Here is an 18,025-nt window from a genome sequence, read left to right on the forward strand (position 1 = left end):
ATTGCTTCATATATCGTTCTGAAGAAAAATAACATATCGCTTTATTTACTATTACAGAGTGTGCCCTGTATTTTTAATAATTTACTTAAAAAATGTTTTATGATGGCTTTATAATTTTTTCTTGAAACAGTGTATCAAATGTGTTTACTGCGCCCCCATGTTCGACGATTTTTCCATCTACAATTTTATCTATGTCAACGCCGGTAAAGATCAATTTTTTATTAGTAGGCTTCATTCCCAACCACTCGCCCTCATGAGTACCTTCCATAACAAACTCTGAAATAACATAATCTCCATCACAGTATTGACGGGTAATTTTCATAGTATAATCAGGGTATGTTTTTTTAACTTCAATCAGGTGCTTTTTCATACCATCTACCCCTATGTGAATGCTTTGTTCCCCCGCTCGAACTTCGCAATCACTGGATACAAATTTAATAACTTCGTCAATTAGATTCTGCGAAACTACCTTCTCATAAAAATATTTTATTATTTCTTTATTACTCATTCGATTTCCTCCTCTAAATTGGGATTTAGAAAAAATTTCTTTTTTCTGCTTCTTCAAATAACTTAGGCTGAATCTCTGGATAAGTCCAATCATTAACCATCTTACTTGTTATTAATATTTTTTCTATCTCATTATGTAATTCCTCTTCGAAAGTTTTTATTTCTGCAAAAAATAGCATTCCAAATGTCTCTTTCCCGTCGGAATCATCTTCTGCAATTACAGAATAGACACACACTGGTTTTATATTGAATTGCAATGCACCTGTCTCTTCATATAACTCCCTCTTAGCGGTAACTAATATATTCTCACCTTCTTCACGATGTCCGCCTGGAACTTCGTAAGTATTTCGTTCTCTATGTTTACAGAATACCCAATGCCCATTTGTTCTTGAAATAATAACCGCAAATTTCAGCAAATCATCTTCTACATTATCATAAAAATTGACCTTGACCATATCAGTATCTCCTTTGAAAATTCTGATTTTATGTACTAAGGATACAGGAATTTCTCCTAACTATCAATATTAAATTTTCAATGTACAATAAATCGACTAAATCATAATTTGTATCTTTATAACTCAATAATTTAAATTTAAAAATAAGTGTAGTTTGCACTTGTTTTTTCGGAACCTTTCCTTTTGAAACTTAGAACAAAGGCTTAAAAATAACCAATAGTATATGCGTTGTATATACTATATTAGAACAAGGTTAGTTTTACTGGAAGGAGTCATAAGAATAAAACATAATAAAAATATATCACAACAAGGTTGTCATAATAGGCCCAACCGGAGATACTCATTGGCATATTTTAAACTAACACTGATATTGCCGTTTTCATACATAGTTTTGAATTTGTTGTTAAGAATGTCAGCAATCATGTAGCTTGGGGAGTTATCATAAAGAAAGAGCCGGCAACTGTGATTTCACTCACGGTTATCGGCTCTGCGTCTTAGCGTCTGGCTCTTTGATAACTGACATATTCAGTTGTTTTACATTGATTATCGTTTCCTGTTTACACTTGGGACAAAATAGCGGGAAGTTTTCAAGTACCGTATCATCATGTATCTTGACCCGGGTTTTGTTGCCACAGACCGGACATAATATCCACTCGTATTTACACACCGTACCACCCCCTTACTTAATGTTCTCGCTTTTGATACACATATCAATCTAATCCCTGCAAACTAAGCTGCTTTCCGTTTATAGACCCTCATGGCGAAGAAGTACGCTACAACCGTGATACCAACACACCATGCGAGCGCAATCCAAATATCATTGCCTACTGGCTGACTGGACAGTAACGCCCGAATAGAGTTTACGATCGAGGTCACAGGCTGATTCTCCGCGAAAGCGCGGACAACGGTGGGCATTGTTTCAGTAGGGACAAACGCCGAACTAATAAATGGAAGGAAGATAAGCGGGTAGGAAAAGGCACCTGCGCCGTCCACCGATTTTGCGGACAGTCCGGCAATCGCCGCGATCCATGTCAAAGCCAGCGTAAATAGCGCGAGTATACCGGCTACCGCAAGCCATGACAACACTCCCGCCGATGAACGGAAGCCCATAATGAGCGACACGAGAATAATTACGATGACCGAAATCGCATTTGATACCAGTGAAGTCAGCACATGCCCCCATAGCGCAGCTGAACGCGCGATCGGCATGGAATGGAACCGCTCGAATATGCCGCTTTTCATATCCATAAACAGGCGGTAAGCCGTATAAGATATACCGCTTGCAATCGCAATCAGCAGGATGCCGGGTAACAGGTAATTCACATAATTGCCCGTGCCGGTTTGAATCGCACCACCTAACACATATACAAACAGCAGCATCATCGCAATCGGAGTAATGCAGACCGTGATAATGGTATCCATGCTGCGGAAAATATGGCGCATGGAACGCCCAAGCATAACGCCCATATCGCTGAAAAAGTGTTTCTTTATGGTTTCCATTTACTTTTCCTCCTTCTTGCCGGTGATTGCAAGGAATATTTCCTCCAAAGTCGACTGTTTTTCCACATACTCCACCTTGGCGGGCGGGAACAGTTTCTTTAACTCCGCGAGCGTGCCGTTGGCGATAATCCGGCCCTCATGCAGAATGGCAATTCGGTCTGCAAGCTGTTCCGCTTCTTCCAAATACTGTGTCGTTAGCAAAATTGTTGTACCGCCCCCAGCAAGCTCCTTGATAGTTTTCCAAACTTCAAGCCGTCCTTCCGGGTCAAGCCCGGTCGTCGGCTCGTCGAGGAATATGACGGAGGGTGTTCCCACAAGGCTCATGGCGATGTCGAGCCTGCGGCGCATACCGCCCGAATAGGTGGAAGCCTTTCGGTCGGCAGCGTTGATCAGGCCAAAGCGTTTCAGCAGATCATCAGCCACTTGACGTGGATTGGCAAGGTACCGAAGCTTGGCGATCATGATAAGATTTTCCCGCCCGGTCAATATCTCGTCCACGGCGGCGAATTGCCCGGTCAGACTGATTGACTGCCGTACATAGTCGTGCTTTGTCACAACGTCGAAGCCGTTTACGGCGGCGGTTCCGCCATCCTGTTTCAGCAGCGTGGCGAGTATTCTTACAATCGTCGTCTTGCCCGCGCCGTTGGAACCGAGCAAGGCAAAAATACTGCCTTTTTCCACCTCAAAATCCACGCCCTTCAGGACATGAAGTTTCTTGAAGGACTTTTGCAGCCCTTTCGCTTCAATTGCTTTTTCCATCCCGGTCATACTCCTTTCCCTTTGCTTGATTCAGATCTTTTTTTATGGCCTTATAAACTTCCTGGTTCACAGATTCCTGCAAGATGTCGGCGTTTGTTTTGGAATCTTTGATTAGATCGTCGCAGAAAGCCGCCACGTCGCGGCCCGTCACTTCAAGCACGCCTTTCCCTAAGGCCGCGCCCTCCTCAAAAAGGCCGACAATCCCCGGGAACAAATCCGTCCCGTCGGTTAGCCCATCGGTCATCTCAACAGGGCAGACCCGAAAGAGATATTTTTGAATCTCTTTATAAACAATCTGGTAATCTTGTGGGAGTGCTTTGACGCGCGCCATGTGTGCCCGCCACTTTTTTTTGCCTTCGATGATATCCTGTATACTCATGCTATCCTCCTATTTGCCTAATTTCTTAGCGATAGTATTGTTGAGTTGCTCGCGCCACTTGTCGCGAATAGACTTTGCCCCTTCTTCGCCGGCCAGCGCGGAACAGAAGCCTTTGATATCGTTGCCCAAAACCTCCTGGACACTCTGACCGTCTGCCGCCGCTTCTTCAAGCAGGCCAAGCACACCGTCAATAATCGGCATAAGGTTGCGGCCAGTGAAATCTGCGTGCGCACAAAGATTGGCCATAATTTCTTCCCATGCTGCTTGATAATCAGCAGGCAGCTTTTTGGCTCGCAATTCAAAAGCTTTCATTTCTTTCGTCATATCGCTGCCTGTGATCATTTCCCAAAAATTCATGATTTCCTCTCCTTTAACTCGTTCATTCTTGAGGCAACAAACTCCCATTTTTCCCAAAACCTCCGCAGCTCCTCGCGCCCTGCGTCATTGAGTGCGAAAAACTTACGCGGCGGCCCCATATCGGACGGTTTTTTTTCTACGTCCACCAGATTGTTTTTTTCAAGGCGCACCAAGATAGTGTAGACCGTTCCATCAACAACATCTGTGAAGCCGAGGGCGTTCAGCCGCCGCGTAATTTCGTAGCCGTAGGTTTCTTTGCGGCTTATAATTTCAAGGACGCAGCCCTCAAGCACGCCTTTGAGCATTTCGGTTAGGTTCTCCAGCATAATCCCTCCTTTGCTATTTTGTAAAACCGGTATGAAGTATTACTTACTACCGCTATATAATATCACGTAATAGTCGATTTGTCAATAGCGTTTACTCTGATAAAAAACTTCATCTAAGACGCAAGATGCTATACGGTAAGCAGGGTAACTGCGGCCACAGGCTTTCAGCAGCATTTCATAAGCGCCGCTGTACGCCGTAGCAGCAGGCTGCGTCATATCCTGTACGCCTTTGCGCCATGCTATTGTCTATCTCATATAATTTAAGAAGCACTGTATATTTATCATTACAATATACAATGCTTCAAGATATAAATAACTTTGTTTACAATCTGAAGCGGATGATAGCTGCTAATTACTATCATCCGCTTATTTTAACTTATTCCTATCTATTCTAAATTTGCATGATACTCCCACAAGCTGCCGATATCAATCTTTCTCTCCTCTATCATCATCATCGCTGTTGTGTCTCCAAACAGCAGCAGCGCCTGCTCAAACAGGGATGTCATAGGCTGGCCGGAATGGATTTCATCTTCCATTTTCGCCCGGCTCTCAACGGGAATACGCACAAACAGATCTGCGACATTTTTTAGAGAACTGTTGGGGTTGCTTCCTATATGAATTACCTTTGCACCAATTGTTTTTGCTTTCTTGGCAATTCCTGCGGGATACAGTGTCTCTCCGCTTCCCGATCCTACAATCAGGACATCCTTCTTCGTAATGGCCGGCTCTGTTATCTGCCCTACCACAACCGAATGTATACCAAGGTGGGCATATCGTTTTGCAATCGCTTCCAGTGACAACAATACTCTGCCCACCCCCACAAAAAACACCTTTTCTGCACCTGCGACTATTTCCAGATAAGTCTGTACTTTCTCCGGTTCAACCGCATCCAAAGCTTTACGGCACTCCTCAATTACAATATTCTTCATTTTTTCGTATTGCTGCTTATCCAACTATTTCACCCGCCTCCTGCAAACATATTTCTATTTCCGCCCCGTCAGTGGGCTTTAGCTGATCTTACTCAATCTTTGAGTTCTCCTCTTATCAAGGGTAAAGTTAATGATAAGGACACCGATTAACGCAATGCCCCAGATTAAATCTCTGTAGTAATTGCTGATGCCCGGAAACATATTTAAATAAGAAGACATCATCTGCAAGATCACAACTGCGATTGCAATACCCGGGATAGTTCCAAACCCTCCATTTGGATTTACACCGCCTAAAACTGCAATCAAAATACTCTGCATCGTATAACTGCTTCCAAAATCCGCTTTTGCAGAATTGATCCGCGCCAGACTCAGCAGACCTGCCACCGCGGACAACAAACCTGAAAGCATATAAGTACGTACCAGTACTGCATTGCAATGAATGCCGGCAAACCTTGCTGCCCGTTCATTTGTACCTACAAGATAAACCCGGGTGCCAAACTTCGTCCTGCTCATAATAAAGGTAACTACAAGAATCAAAAGAAGAAATACAACGAATGAGAGAGGTATATATCCGAACAAGGCCGTAGTGGCGAAGGATGTATATGCTTCCGGAATCCCGCTGACCGTACTTCCCTTGGAGGCAAGAATTGCAATTCCCATAAACAACTGGTAAGTTCCCAGGGTAGCCAGCATAGCCGGTATTCTCAGGTAGGATACCAAAAATCCGTTGAAGCTTCCGCAAATGATTCCAACTACCAGCCCGACAAGTATTGCAAGAGGTACATTACCCCCATCCTGCATCGTAATACCCGCCAGAATACCGCATAAGTTCGCGATATAAACCGTTGACAGGTCGATTCCGCCTGAAATCATACAGATTCCAACTCCAATTGACATCAATCCATATTCTGAAAGCTGCTTTGCCATCGTTTGGAAGTTTCCGATTTTAATAAATTCCACCGGTTTGGTTACACAGGCTATTATAATAAAAGCAACAAGTATTATTAGTAATCTTTTGATATTACTGTCCATCTTTTTCATAATTATGCTGCCTCCTTCTTCAACCTGGTCTTTACTCTAACTCCAGCATGACTTTGTATTGCAGAGATTGCAGTACCTATAATAATAATTGCTCCGATAAACACTCTCTGCCAGTATACTGAAATTCCAAGAAGTATGAGGCTGTTGGATACCATCGTCAGAAGCAGTGTACCTAAAAGGCACCCTTTTAATGTACCGATACCGCCTGTCATTCTGGTTCCTCCCAGGATAATTGCCGCAATAACAATCATCTCGCCTCCTGCGTACTCAGTAGGCAGGTATCTCATAGACATCACTGCATAGCACAGTCCGGCAACAGCCGCAACACCTCCATTTACAACAAAAATCCCAAAGCGGATTCCTTTCACATTGAACCCCGCCCGTTCTGCGGATACTTCATCGCCTCCCACCGCATATACGCCGCGCCCCATTATCGTCTTGTTCAGTACAAGGTAAGCGATAATGTAAAGAACAATCATAATCAGAAATGTCATCGGCAAGGTCGAACCCAGGCCTGTTTTTGCATTCTTAACTGTAAGCAGAGAAGCCTTTCCGAAGGCTGCCAGATTTTGCGGCAGGTCCATTCTTTCCGCTTCAAATGCACCAAGCAGAATTCCGCTAAAAATAGAACTGGTTCCCAGAGTTACAATAAGGCTTGGAAACTTATATCTTACGATAATAACTCCATTTAATGCCCCCATCAGACATCCAAACAGAATACCGATAATAAATGTAATAATCCACGGTGCCCCGCCAAGCCCCAGCCTGTTGGTCACAGTCAATGCAAGATAGCTGCTGAGCGCCGCAATCATAGGAAAGGACACATCAGGCCCTGTACTGACAAATGCCAGAAGTGCACAGATTGCATAAATGGATGGAACAATCATGGAACGGAGTAAATCTACTATATTATTGTTTGCAAAAAACAGACCGGATCTGGCCTGAATTACCAGAGATAATACTATGATAATGAGAAATACATAGAATTCTGTCTGTTTTACTGCCTTCTTAAAAAACTTATTCATCTGTAATTCCCCCCTTCCTATACCGTTGCCTGTGCTAGTGTCGCTGCATCCAACTCTTTTGCAGATAAGCGCCCTGTCACTCTGCCCGCCTGCATAACCAACGCCCGGTCACAGGTAGCGATGACTTCTGAAGCATCATCAGAAACAACAATGATTGCCATGCCTTCCGCCGCCAGTTCACGCAGGAGCTTGTGTATATCATACTTAGCTCCGATATCCACTCCAACGGTAGGCCCATTCAGGATAAGTACTTTCGGATGGTTTGCAAGCCATCTTCCCAGAACTACTTTCTGCTGATTTCCGCCTGAAAGCGTCTGTACCGGGAATTCATGGTTCTTCGTTGCCACTCCGATATCCTTCACCCATTTTGCCGACTCTTCCACAACCTTTTTGCTGCTTAAAATACCCATCTTATTTCCCAGCTTATCCATTCTGCTTACAGTTATATTCCGGATAATGGACTGGGGCAGGAAAAGTCCCTCGGTCAGACGGTCTTCAGGAACCAGAGCAATCCCTAATTTCTGAGCCACAGATACATTCTTAATATGCACTTCTTTTCCTTCTACAAGAATCTGTCCGCCTGTCGGCTGCAGCAATCCAAAAAGTGACAGTGACAGTTCCGTACGCCCGGAACCAAGCTGTCCGGTAACTCCCAGAATTTCTCCCTGATGCAGTTCAAAGCTCACATCTTCAAATCCCGGCGCCGTAAGATTCCTTGCTTCCAGAACTACGTCTCCATACTTCTCTTCGTTTACTTCCTTTACAACCTGTGTATCAAAATGCCGTCCTGTCATATAATGTGCAAACTTTTCCTCTGTCATTTCTTCCATAGGGCAGCTAATGACATTCTGACCGTTTCTTAAGATCGTAATGCTGTCAGATATTTCAAACACTTCTTCCAGCTTATGGGATACAAATAAAATAGTAACCCCGTTTTCCTTCAAATCTGTAACAATTTCAAAGAGGCGGTCTACCTCTCGTTTTGTCAGTGCCGTTGTAGGTTCATCCATGATAATCAGCTTTGCATTATCAAGAAGCGCTCTTGAAATAGCAATCAGCTGTTTATCAGCAACCGGAAGTGTTTCAACAAGAGCATCCAGATCCACATCAAATTTAATTTTCTTTACTGCTTCTTCTGCGATTCTTCGGAACTCTTTTTTATTTACTAATTTCTTTTTATTTGCAAGCACCTGGTTAAACGCCAGATTCTCTATGACTGTCAGATTCGGGAAAATGGAAAAATCCTGATAGATAACCTGGACTCCGGCCTTAATGGCCTCTGCGGGTGTCATAACAGGGTATCCTTTTCCATCTACCTCAATTGTACCTGCATCTGGTTTATAGAAACCAGATATGACTTTGATGATTGTAGACTTTCCACAACCGTTTTCCCCTGCCAGACAATGCGTTTCCCCCCGCCTGATTGTCAGGTCCACACCCCTGAGGGCATGAACACCGCCGAATGATTTCTTAATTCCTTTTACACAAAGGATGTTCTCATTTTCCATCATATCACCCTGCCTTTCTATTTCCTTCCGGGGCCGGTAAGTAAAATCCCCGGCAGAAAGCTAAGGATTGTTTTACTTACGTTGCCTCAGTTTGGAAAAAACCGCACATCTCACACGCATGTAAGATGTGCGATTCTTATTTTTTAGAAATCATAATCATTGATATTGTCTTTTGTAATTGTAAGGTCAGCCTGTCCAATCAGACATCTGTTGTCGCCCTCAACTAACTGGAGGCTGTTGTATCCCTCGATGCCAAGGTCAGTTCCCTCACCAACTTCTTCTCCTGCAAGAATCATAGATGCTACTTTACACATAACATATCCTGAATCTTTCGGATCCCACAGTTTAATTGTGGAAATTGTGCCTGACTCAACATAAGGCTTAAACTCGTTCGGTGTACCTACACCAACAACCTTTACATCCAGTCCTAATTCCTCTACAGCCTTGGCAATACCCGGGCAGTCTGTAGATGCAACCCCTGTAAAGCCTTTAAGGTCAGGATTTGTTTTCAGGAGCTCTTTTGCTCTCTCGTAAGAAGTATCAATAGATTCTTCTGACTCAGCAGATGGGATCGCTCCGCCATTGATCAGCTCCATATCCGGATATTCTTTTTGCTGCTGCTCGTACTGGGCATTTGCATACTCCATATGGGTTGTAGATGTTGTATAAGCAACCATCATCGCATATTTGCCTGCTTCACCCATATCTTTTGCAAGGGCATCCATAATTGCAGCGCCAAAATCTTTTGCTGTAAATGCCTCTGTATCAAATAGTGTGTTTTTCTGGTTGGAAGCTTCATGAGTGATAACTACAATACCCTGTTCCATAGCATTTTTCAGAGATGCTTCGATTGCACCCGGATCAATCGGCACAACGCAGAGAGCATCCACACCCTGGTTAATTAAGTCATCAATAACCTGTACCTGAGAAGCAGCATCTGCATTAGCCGGCCCTTTTTGAATCACGTTAATGCCTGTCTCTTCTCCGAACTCATTCACGCCGATTTCCATACGTTTGAACCAGTTTGCTGTGTTGTCTTTCGTAACAACTGCAATTGTCCACTCTGACTTGTCTTTGTCTGATTTGTAATTTGCAATATCAAACAAATCACCGCCTTTGTTGTCCTCAGAAGCAGACTCTTCTGTCTTCTTTGTATCAGAAGACGTGGTGGTTTTTTCACTGCTGCAGGCTGCCAATGAAAATGTCATAGCTGCCGCTGCCATGATTGCGATAAACTTTTTTAGATTTTTCATAATTTCTTCCTCCTTTTGAAATTTATATTATCGCTCCATGCCTCTTGCATGGCCCATTATGGGTTTTTATACTGCCGACCTTATTCAGTTGCTGTTTAGACCGTGCCGTGCATCCCGCTGCACGGCATCGGAGCCATTAAAGTATCGGCTTTATGACATCCAGCCCCTCGCCCCAGGCGACTCAAATGGGCTGGATGTCGTTACAGTGCGCACCCTTAGGGTGTAAACTGTAACCTTATTCCACATTACGGTGTCTGCCTGTCATCTCTTCCTTGCTGACCCCTGTTTCCTCCTGTAACATCATTACTAAGATGTCGTAAAAGATGAAAAGGGCCTGCTCAAACAGATTTCCCATCAACTGCTCTGATGGTACAAATTCACCTGCCGCCTTATAGGCTGCTGCGGGCAGGTTTACTACCAAATCCGAAATCGGAATGATATAACCTGTATTGGATGGTGTAATCAGTGCCAGCGTGGCTCCGTTATCTTTTGCCATCTGTGCCACATAGTTCTCATGTCCTACATCGGCAGAACCACAGGCACATATCATCAAATCTCCCGTCCCGATGGAAGGTGTTGTATCATCCCAAATCCAGTAAGACTTTTTTCCCAGGTGCATCAGCCTCATGGCAAATGCCTTGGTAGCAAGTCCTTCTCTTCCTGCTGCCAGCAGGAAAATACGCTCGCTTTTCTTTATAAGTTCCAGGAAATCTCTGACATTAGAATCATCCATTCTGTCAAACACTGCTGTAAGTTCCTTTAATGCGGCCGTTGATAATTCTTTAAATCTGTCTTTCATAGTCTTTCTTCTCCCTCACTTGAATATACGCTTTTTTCAAATTCAACTAATTCATCGTATTCTTTTTCCACAATCTTTGCCATTTCTGTCGTAAGCCCCGACATATGTTCAGCCTCAAGCCACGCATTCGCCATCTCAATTCCCATTTCATTGCCTATGATAAATCCGCCCATACAAAGTACGTTTGTATTATTTACTGTCTTTGCTCTTCTTGCCTGGTACAGGCTTTCACACAGCGCCGCATAGACTCCTCTGTGTTTATTGCATATAATACTGACACCCATTCCGGTACCGCATATGGCAATACCTCTTTCATACTCTTTACTCTGTACTCCGCGTGCTACATTCGCCGCCACTTCCTGAAAAAGTACGGGACTATCCGGATCAATATCCGTTATCTCGTAACCCTTTTTTAGTAAATTTTCTTTTATTGCATTTTTCAAATCAAACCCTGCCGGGTCCGCTCCCATGATAATCTTCATCTTTCCTCCATCCTGAAAACTCACCCATTTCATGTAACCGCTTTATTTTATCAAATTTTTATCTTTAATAATAGCCGTATTTTCAAGCATTTTTCGTCATTAATCGACATTATTTTACTGAAACCGGTTTCAGCATATGATAAATATACATCCTCTTATTTCTATTTGTCAACGTTTTAAATTCACATTTTCGAAATTCATAATATCATACAAAAAACCATCGGGAACAATTGGCACATTCCACAATTACATTGTGAAATGTGCACAAAAGTTTTCCGATGGTCTCTTTTTCATTTTTATAAGCTTTGTTTGATGAATGGAGATTCAATAATAATATGGCGGTAAGATTTATCCGGAAATGCAATACGGTTAATCAGCTGCTCCATTGCCTTTTTCCCCATCTGGTAAGCATCCCTTTCTATGTAACTATAGGGAATTCCAAGGATATTCAGCATCTCCAGCTTATCAAGGGAGACATTTTGATAATCCTTTGGAATGGACTTTCCGCCTTCATATATTGCTTCCAGAAAGCCTTTTGTTGTGTCATTGTTGCATGTGATTACTACGGTGGGCTGTACCGGGAGTTTCATCATATTCTTTGTCATCCTGTATGCACTCTGTATACTGTAGTCATCCAGCATGATATATTCCTCAGGAACCGTAATCCCCGCTTCTTCCAAAGCCCTGCTGAACCCTTCCTGCCTCTGCCTTGCAAGAACTCTTTCCTGTGTGCCGTTAATGATGGCAATTTTTGTGTGCCCTGCATCAATAACGTACTTTGTTGCATTGTACATTGACTTGGAATCATCAAAAAACACACCGTCCACAGGTAATCCTATATCTCTGTCCATAATGACTACGGGTGCGTCCAGGGCTTTCAAATGCTTATTCAGAGCCTTCCGCTCTTCCTTTTTCTCATAGGGTACTGCCGGAACATAGATCAGTCCCCTTACCCGGTGGTCCTCTATAATCTCTAAAGTCTGCAAATCTTTCTTTTTGCTGTCATCTGAGTTAAAACACATAACAGTAAGCTCATTTTTATCGGCCACATGTATCATCCCGCGAAGCACTTCACCAAAGAATACATTATCCACCTTAGGTAAGATTACACCTACTGTACTGGACTTACGCTTGGACAGGTTTCTGGCGGTCACGGAAGGCCTGTAGTTCTTTTCTTTTATTACCTTCTGGACAATGGCCCTTGTTTTATCATCAACCGCCTGAGGGTGGTTTAATACCCGGGATACTGTTGCTTTTGATACGCCTGCATACTGTGCAATATCTTTAATTGTAATATTTGACATTCTCCAGGCCCCCTATTTTGCCAGTTTCATAAAATGTTATTGCATCTTTTCAGAAGAACATTCCGTCTAATGCTCTTCCTGACGCAGCTCGTTTCCAAACCGGGTATACTGCGGCATCCATGCAAGCCGGACAGTCCCTACCGGGCCGTTTCTCTGTTTTGCTATAATTACCTCTGCAATTCCTTTATCCTCAGTATCCGGTATATAATAATCTTCACGGTATATGAACATACAAACATCGGCATCCTGCTCAATGGCCCCTGATTCACGGAGGTCAGAAAGCATAGGCCGTTTGTCGGTTCTTTGTTCCACGGCACGGCTCAGCTGCGAAAGGGCAATCACCGGCACATTCAACTCCCTGGCCAGTCCCTTCAATGAACGGGAAATATCTGAGATTTCCTGCTGACGGCTTTCATTACTCTTCCCGCCTCTTCCACTCATCAACTGCAAGTAGTCAATAATAATTAAATCCAGGCCCAGTTCCAGCTTATACTTTCTGCATTTGGAACGCATCTCTGTAATAGAAATACCGGAGGTATCGTCAATAACCAGTTTGGATTTCCCGATTCTGCCTGCCCCTTCTATCAGCTTTTCCCAATCTGTGTCCTTCAAATTACCGGTACGCAGCAGTTGAGCATCTACATGAGACTCTAAAGAGAACAGCCTGTTCACAAGCTGTTCCTTAGACATTTCCAAACTAAAAATTGCGACGGACAGATTCTGTCTGAATGCCGCATGCTGGGCAATGTTCAATACAAAAGCGGTCTTACCCATAGAAGGTCTGGCCGCTATTAAAACTAAGTCCGAGCGCTGAAGCCCTGACAGCTTATAGTCCAAATCAATAAATCCTGTGGGAATACCGGTTACGCTGCCTGTTGTCCTGGATGCCTTCTCAATGACATCGAGAGCATTAAGCACAACCTGCTTGATAGGGGTGTACTCCTGGGCCTTTCCCCGGGCTGCCAGTTCAAACACACCCTTCTCCGCTTTATCAAGTATCACTTCAAGCGGCTGGCTTTCTAAGTAACAGTTATTGGCTATTTCTTCATTTATCTTAATCATTTTCCGCAGGGTAGATTTCTCCTGCACAATTTCCGCATAGTGCTTCACATTCGCAGAGGTCTGAACGCCTGTGAGCAAATCCCTGGCAAACTCCAAACCACTGACTTCCGGCGGCACATCTTTTCCCTTTAAATAGTCCTGTAACGTAATCAGGTCCACCGGTTTTGCCGCATGAAACAGCTCTACCATGGCATCAAATAAAATCCCATAAGCGGTCTGGTAAAAATCCTGCCCGGTGATAATCTCAGATGCAGCCATAATTGCATCCTTGTTCATCAGCATGGCTCCCACTACCGCCCGCTCTGCCTCCTCACTATGCGGAAGTATTCTTTTAATTGCTGCTTCCATTTCCATAAAGTAATTCCCCTTGTATCTGTTCATGGTTCTGAACAGATAATTCCACTTATTACTCTTCTGTAACAACCACCTTTAATTCAGCCACCACTTCCGGATGTAACTTAACCGGTACAACATGAGTTCCCAGTACTTTAATCGTATCCTTAAGCTGAATCTTCTTTTTATCCACTTCCAGGCCCAACTGATCTTTCACAGCGGCACCAATTTCTTTACTGGATACAGAACCGAATGTTTTTCCGCCTTCTCCTACCTTAATGGAAAGCTCTACCTTTCCTGCTTCCAGCTCTCCTGCCAGCTTCTTTGCCGCATCCAGGTTATCCTGCGCAATCTTCTCTTCCTTTTTCTTCTGCAGGCGCAGGTTGTTCATATTCTGATTGTTAGCTTCAAGTCCGACTTTCTTAGGCAGAATAAAATTCCTTGCATATCCGTCACTTACATCTACAATCTCGCCCTTTTTTCCAAGAGCTTTTACATCCTGTAATAAAATTACCTTCATTTTAAATATCTCCTTCCTCTATCATCTGATCTATTGTTTCTTTCAAAGTGTTTACTGCTTCAAACATATTTGTATGGTCAAACTGGGCCCCGGCAGAATTGATATGTCCTCCGCCTCCCAGCTTCTCCGTAATAATCTGTACATTCACCTCATCAATGGAACGGGCGCTCAAATAAATCCTGCCCTCATATACTGTCAGCACGAAAGACGCCTTGATTCCATTGATGTCCAAAAGCTCATTCGCTGCCTGGGCTGCAAGAACCGTAGGACTTTCAATGTTGCTTGGACACTGTGCAATTGCATATTCTTCCCGGTATACTTCTGCCATCCGCACTGCCTCTGCCTTGGCACGGTAGGATTCCATATCATCACGGAACATCTTCCGCACACGTGTGATATCCGCGCCGCATCTTCTTAAAAACGCAGCCGCCTCAAAGGTACGGACACCTGTACGGTTCATAAAGTTACGGGTATCAATCATAATGCCCGCATACAGGCAGTCAGCCTCCACGGACGGAACCTTAATATCATCTACAATATATTGCAGTACCTCCGCTACCATTTCACAGGTAGAGGAAGAATATGGCTCCACATAAGATAAAACGGCATTTTCAATTACAGTGCTGCTCTGCCGGTGATGGTCAAGTACTGCAATGGTTCTGGAACGCTTCAGAAGCTCCGGACATTCTGTCATCTGAGGCTTATTCGTATCCACAACAATCACCATAGTATTATCTGAGATATAATCAAGGGCCTGTTCCGAATTCAGAAAAATATCCTTACCATACGCAGGGCTCCCTGCAATCTCATCATACAGCGGGCGAACTGAGCTTGTTACCTCATTGATAACGATATGAGCCTTCTTCTCCAGCTCCACAGCCGCACGGTAAATCCCCATACATGCCCCCAGGGAATCCGCATCTGCGATCTTATGGCCCATAACAATTACCTGGTCCTTGGCAACAATAAATTCGCGTAAAGCCTCCGCCTTAACACGTGCCTTTACACGGGTGTTCTTTGCTGTCTGCTCCTTCTTGCCTCCGAAATATGTAATTCCTTTGCAATCTTTGATGACAGCCTGGTCACCGCCCCTGGCAAGAGCCAGATCTATTGCCACACGGGCATAATTATAGCTTTGTGCATAGGTCATTGTATTAAGTCCAAGTCCAATACTTAAGGTGGCGGAACGGGCATTCCCGATATTCACCTGCTTAACATCCTCCAAAAGAGAAAACTTGTCCGTTTCTATCTTAAAGTAGCTTTCTTTTTTGACGGCAATAAAGTATTTATCTTTTTCCAGCTTCTTCACAATGCCGTCCACATCACCGATATATTTGTTAATTTTCCTGTCTATCAGCGCAACCAAAAGAGACTGACGGACTTCCTCCACGCTCTCCATTACTTCATCATAGTTATCGATGTAAATCAGACCCGCAATGAATCTCTGTTCCTCATTCTCTTTAATATAAGCATTCAGTTCTGTTACATCCTTCATGTATACAGCAATAAAATACTCTTTGTCGCTTGGAATCTGCAGCAGATGCTCTGCCTCACTGAATCCCTCCACGGAAACCTTCCGAAGCTCTACCTGATAGCTTCTTTCCCGGTAGGCAACTTCAAGTTCAACATGATCTGCCTCTGCTTTTGGAAACACTCCGCTGTTCAGTTCGGGAATCAGTTTGCTCAGGTATTTTTCCCGCTTCTGTCCCCTGACCATATCAGAAAAGCTGTCATTCTCCCATAAAATACGGCCATCCTCCAGAGTGATTGCATATGGAACTGCCAGTTCCTTTAACAAGGTGTTCTGTATTCCTTTGTACTGGGTAGAAAACTGAATCAAATCAGCCAAAATCAGTGAGCGGTTATAAAAGTACAGAAGTCCTACAATCACAACATAAATTATGATAAAGACAAACATCATAATTCCCGCCTTCTTATCAATCTGGTACATCCAGATATTCATGGCGAACAGCAGTACTGTCATAATGATAGGCCACTGCATATACATTCTGAGCTGTCCCTTTAACCGCATATTCTTCTTACTCATGTTTACCTTCCTCATATAACCTTCCTATGGTTACTTCAATCCTCTTACTGCCAATGTATCTAGTATATCACTTTTTTGACTATTATTCTACTTTTAGTTTTTATTCCCGGCTTTCTCCTGTTCCTGTAATAATTCTCCAGAAGTATTGTCTACCCTTAGCCCTTTCCGCCTTAACTGCCCATATACATTATTACGGAACAATGTATAGACTACTGAAACAACAGGAATGAAAATCAACATCCCTACGATTCCCATGAGACTGCCGCCTATACTGACTGCTGCCAGAACCCAGATAGAAGGAAGGCCCACTGAATTTCCCACAACCTTCGGATAAATCAAGTTGCCCTCAATCTGCTGCAGTATAAAAAACATAACTACAAATATCAATGCCTTCACCGGTGCCTCTATCAAGATCAAAAAAGCCCCTACAAAGAGTCCTATAAAGGCGCCGAAAATAGGAATCAATGCTGTAAACGTTATCAGTACACCTACAAGCAATGCATACGGCAGACGTAATACTGTCATTACAACAAAAAACATGGTTCCTAGAATCACCGCTTCCACACACTGTCCTGTCAAAAAGCTGGAAAATGTTTTATAAGTCAGAGAGCATACATCCAGTATCTTTTCCACATACTCTTTTTTCAGATATGCATACATAATCTTACGTATCTGAATATTCAGCCGTTCCTTCTGCAACAAAATGTAGCATGCAAACACAAAAGCAATAATAAAAGTAGTCATGCCGCTTACAATACTTTTTGCCACAGTAAACGTGGAGTCAAGCACACTGCCCGCACCATTTTTAAAGAATGCCATAATGCTGTCCAGCACTTTTTGCCAGTCTATAGTCACATCATTGATCCAGGTCACAATTTCCTGGTTATTGTTAAATAACTCTTCCACCCAGTATTGTACCTTCGGCAGAAAATTCTGTATATTCTTACCCAGTGACATAATAGTGCTTCCCAGTTTAGGTACAACCACAAATATGACAAGCATAATTACTCCCAGTACAAGCAATATGGTAAGAGTCAGGCTCAGCGGCCTTGCCAGCCTTTTGGACCATTTCGTTCCTTCTATCCTTTTATTACAAAATAGCTTATGCTCCAGAAAATGCATGGGCACATTCAGAATAAAGGCAATCGCCCCGCCCAAAAGGAATGGAAATAAAATCTTCAAAACAAATCCCAGGGCACCCAGCACCAGACTGTACTTCCAAAGGGCCACCAGGACAACGATTGTAAATAAAATCAGACCTTTAATTTTTTGTAAATTCTCCTTATTTAAATTCATACCGTACCTGCTTTCTCACGTTCACTATTCAGATTGTAACCGATTATTCCACATTTTAACATATAATCAGCAATAGTTCCACGCTTTTGTATATCCGCTTAATCCTGCTTTATATCCTCCTAATTCACTGATTAGGGCTGCCT

20 protein-coding genes are annotated in these 18,025 nt (G+C 43.3%); all 20 read right to left on the reverse strand.

Annotated elements, in window-relative coordinates; genetic code table 11:
- Positions 1 to 97 precede the first annotated feature (97 nt).
- A complete protein-coding gene (locus A8805_RS08665; protein WP_109710108.1) occupies positions 98 to 508 on the reverse strand; it encodes an ester cyclase in 411 nt (136 codons plus the stop codon).
- Positions 509 to 533: 25 nt separating this feature from the next.
- Complete coding sequence (locus A8805_RS08670; RefSeq protein ID WP_109710110.1) at positions 534 to 962, reverse strand: NUDIX hydrolase; 429 nt, start codon at positions 960 to 962, stop codon at positions 534 to 536.
- A gap of 478 nt (positions 963 to 1,440) precedes the next feature.
- Complete coding sequence (locus tag A8805_RS08675) at positions 1,441 to 1,629, reverse strand: cysteine-rich KTR domain-containing protein (protein ID WP_109710112.1); 189 nt, start codon at positions 1,627 to 1,629, stop codon at positions 1,441 to 1,443.
- Between the two features lie 62 nt (positions 1,630 to 1,691).
- A complete protein-coding gene (locus tag A8805_RS08680) occupies positions 1,692 to 2,462 on the reverse strand; it encodes an ABC transporter permease (RefSeq protein ID WP_109710115.1) in 771 nt (256 codons plus the stop codon).
- Entirely contained in the window at positions 2,463 to 3,221 is a 759-nt protein-coding gene (locus A8805_RS08685; RefSeq protein WP_109710118.1) for an ABC transporter ATP-binding protein, read from the reverse strand.
- The gene (locus A8805_RS08690) at positions 3,205 to 3,600 is read right to left on the reverse strand and encodes a DUF1048 domain-containing protein (protein WP_109710121.1); all 396 of its coding nucleotides are present in this window, start codon (positions 3,598 to 3,600) and stop codon (positions 3,205 to 3,207) included. The genes A8805_RS08685 and A8805_RS08690 overlap by 17 nt, the downstream gene beginning before the upstream one ends.
- Before the next feature lie 9 nt (positions 3,601 to 3,609).
- Positions 3,610 to 3,957, reverse strand: a complete 348-nt coding sequence (locus A8805_RS08695; RefSeq protein ID WP_109710123.1) for a DUF1048 domain-containing protein — start codon at positions 3,955 to 3,957, stop codon at positions 3,610 to 3,612.
- Positions 3,954 to 4,283 carry a PadR family transcriptional regulator gene (locus tag A8805_RS08700; protein ID WP_109710126.1) on the reverse strand — a complete coding sequence of 110 codons (330 nt, stop codon included), beginning with the start codon at positions 4,281 to 4,283 and terminating at the stop codon, positions 3,954 to 3,956. Before A8805_RS08700 ends, A8805_RS08695 begins: the two co-directional genes overlap by 4 nt.
- A 386-nt stretch (positions 4,284 to 4,669) precedes the next feature.
- Positions 4,670 to 5,236, reverse strand: a complete 567-nt coding sequence (gene hxlB, locus A8805_RS08705) for a 6-phospho-3-hexuloisomerase (protein ID WP_330405900.1) — start codon at positions 5,234 to 5,236, stop codon at positions 4,670 to 4,672.
- 54 nt (positions 5,237 to 5,290) lie between these two features.
- Positions 5,291 to 6,253: an ABC transporter permease gene (locus A8805_RS08710; RefSeq protein ID WP_109710128.1), complete on the reverse strand. Its 963-nt coding sequence runs from the start codon at positions 6,251 to 6,253 to the stop codon at positions 5,291 to 5,293.
- Positions 6,254 to 6,255: 2 nt separating this feature from the next.
- On the reverse strand, positions 6,256 to 7,278 hold the full coding sequence (locus A8805_RS08715) for an ABC transporter permease (RefSeq protein ID WP_109710131.1): 1,023 nt from the start codon (positions 7,276 to 7,278) through the stop codon (positions 6,256 to 6,258).
- Positions 7,279 to 7,295: 17 nt separating this feature from the next.
- Entirely contained in the window at positions 7,296 to 8,789 is a 1,494-nt protein-coding gene (locus A8805_RS08720) for a sugar ABC transporter ATP-binding protein (RefSeq protein WP_109710133.1), read from the reverse strand.
- Between the two features lie 140 nt (positions 8,790 to 8,929).
- Positions 8,930 to 10,039, reverse strand: a complete 1,110-nt coding sequence (locus A8805_RS08725) for an autoinducer 2 ABC transporter substrate-binding protein (protein ID WP_109710136.1) — start codon at positions 10,037 to 10,039, stop codon at positions 8,930 to 8,932.
- 235 nt (positions 10,040 to 10,274) lie between these two features.
- Positions 10,275 to 10,838 carry a 6-phospho-3-hexuloisomerase gene (gene hxlB / locus A8805_RS08730; protein WP_109710138.1) on the reverse strand — a complete coding sequence of 188 codons (564 nt, stop codon included), beginning with the start codon at positions 10,836 to 10,838 and terminating at the stop codon, positions 10,275 to 10,277.
- A complete protein-coding gene (locus A8805_RS08735) occupies positions 10,835 to 11,353 on the reverse strand; it encodes an RpiB/LacA/LacB family sugar-phosphate isomerase (RefSeq protein WP_242992310.1) in 519 nt (172 codons plus the stop codon). Before A8805_RS08735 ends, hxlB (A8805_RS08730) begins: the two co-directional genes overlap by 4 nt.
- 263 nt (positions 11,354 to 11,616) lie before the next feature.
- Positions 11,617 to 12,624: a LacI family DNA-binding transcriptional regulator gene (locus A8805_RS08740; RefSeq protein ID WP_109710142.1), complete on the reverse strand. Its 1,008-nt coding sequence runs from the start codon at positions 12,622 to 12,624 to the stop codon at positions 11,617 to 11,619.
- Between the two features lie 66 nt (positions 12,625 to 12,690).
- Positions 12,691 to 14,040 carry a replicative DNA helicase gene (gene dnaB / locus A8805_RS08745; protein ID WP_109710144.1) on the reverse strand — a complete coding sequence of 450 codons (1,350 nt, stop codon included), beginning with the start codon at positions 14,038 to 14,040 and terminating at the stop codon, positions 12,691 to 12,693.
- A 52-nt stretch (positions 14,041 to 14,092) separates the two neighbouring features.
- The gene (gene rplI, locus A8805_RS08750) at positions 14,093 to 14,539 is read right to left on the reverse strand and encodes a 50S ribosomal protein L9 (RefSeq protein ID WP_109710146.1); all 447 of its coding nucleotides are present in this window, start codon (positions 14,537 to 14,539) and stop codon (positions 14,093 to 14,095) included.
- A gap of 1 nt (position 14,540) precedes the next feature.
- Positions 14,541 to 16,586: a DHH family phosphoesterase gene (locus A8805_RS08755; RefSeq protein WP_109710529.1), complete on the reverse strand. Its 2,046-nt coding sequence runs from the start codon at positions 16,584 to 16,586 to the stop codon at positions 14,541 to 14,543.
- A gap of 93 nt (positions 16,587 to 16,679) precedes the next feature.
- Positions 16,680 to 17,882, reverse strand: coding sequence for an AI-2E family transporter (locus A8805_RS08760; protein ID WP_109710149.1), 1,203 nt, complete (start codon positions 17,880 to 17,882; stop codon positions 16,680 to 16,682).
- Positions 17,883 to 18,025 lie beyond the last annotated feature (143 nt).

Origin of the sequence: Faecalicatena contorta (genome assembly GCF_003149105.1) — a bacterium.
GTDB classification, from domain to species: Bacteria; Bacillota; Clostridia; order Lachnospirales; family Lachnospiraceae; genus Muricomes; species Muricomes contortus_C.

Coding starts and splice junctions, on each gene's coding strand:
- A8805_RS08695 (WP_109710123.1), bottom strand. CDS start 3,957: ATGAATTTTTGGGAAATGATCACAGGCAGCGATATGACGAAAGAAATG.
- A8805_RS08720 (WP_109710133.1), bottom strand. CDS start 8,789: ATGATGGAAAATGAGAACATCCTTTGTGTAAAAGGAATTAAGAAATCA.
- A8805_RS08685 (WP_109710118.1), bottom strand. CDS start 3,221: ATGGAAAAAGCAATTGAAGCGAAAGGGCTGCAAAAGTCCTTCAAGAAA.
- A8805_RS08665 (WP_109710108.1), bottom strand. CDS start 508: ATGAGTAATAAAGAAATAATAAAATATTTTTATGAGAAGGTAGTTTCG.
- A8805_RS08690 (WP_109710121.1), bottom strand. CDS start 3,600: ATGAGTATACAGGATATCATCGAAGGCAAAAAAAAGTGGCGGGCACAC.
- A8805_RS08700 (WP_109710126.1), bottom strand. CDS start 4,283: ATGCTGGAGAACCTAACCGAAATGCTCAAAGGCGTGCTTGAGGGCTGC.
- A8805_RS08725 (WP_109710136.1), bottom strand. CDS start 10,039: ATGAAAAATCTAAAAAAGTTTATCGCAATCATGGCAGCGGCAGCTATG.
- A8805_RS08760 (WP_109710149.1), bottom strand. CDS start 17,882: ATGAATTTAAATAAGGAGAATTTACAAAAAATTAAAGGTCTGATTTTA.
- hxlB (WP_109710138.1), bottom strand. CDS start 10,838: ATGAAAGACAGATTTAAAGAATTATCAACGGCCGCATTAAAGGAACTT.
- dnaB (WP_109710144.1), bottom strand. CDS start 14,040: ATGGAAATGGAAGCAGCAATTAAAAGAATACTTCCGCATAGTGAGGAG.
- A8805_RS08670 (WP_109710110.1), bottom strand. CDS start 962: ATGGTCAAGGTCAATTTTTATGATAATGTAGAAGATGATTTGCTGAAA.
- A8805_RS08755 (WP_109710529.1), bottom strand. CDS start 16,586: ATGAGTAAGAAGAATATGCGGTTAAAGGGACAGCTCAGAATGTATATG.
- rplI (WP_109710146.1), bottom strand. CDS start 14,539: ATGAAGGTAATTTTATTACAGGATGTAAAAGCTCTTGGAAAAAAGGGC.
- A8805_RS08735 (WP_242992310.1), bottom strand. CDS start 11,353: ATGAAATGGGTGAGTTTTCAGGATGGAGGAAAGATGAAGATTATCATG.
- A8805_RS08710 (WP_109710128.1), bottom strand. CDS start 6,253: ATGAAAAAGATGGACAGTAATATCAAAAGATTACTAATAATACTTGTT.
- A8805_RS08680 (WP_109710115.1), bottom strand. CDS start 2,462: ATGGAAACCATAAAGAAACACTTTTTCAGCGATATGGGCGTTATGCTT.
- A8805_RS08715 (WP_109710131.1), bottom strand. CDS start 7,278: ATGAATAAGTTTTTTAAGAAGGCAGTAAAACAGACAGAATTCTATGTA.
- A8805_RS08740 (WP_109710142.1), bottom strand. CDS start 12,624: ATGTCAAATATTACAATTAAAGATATTGCACAGTATGCAGGCGTATCA.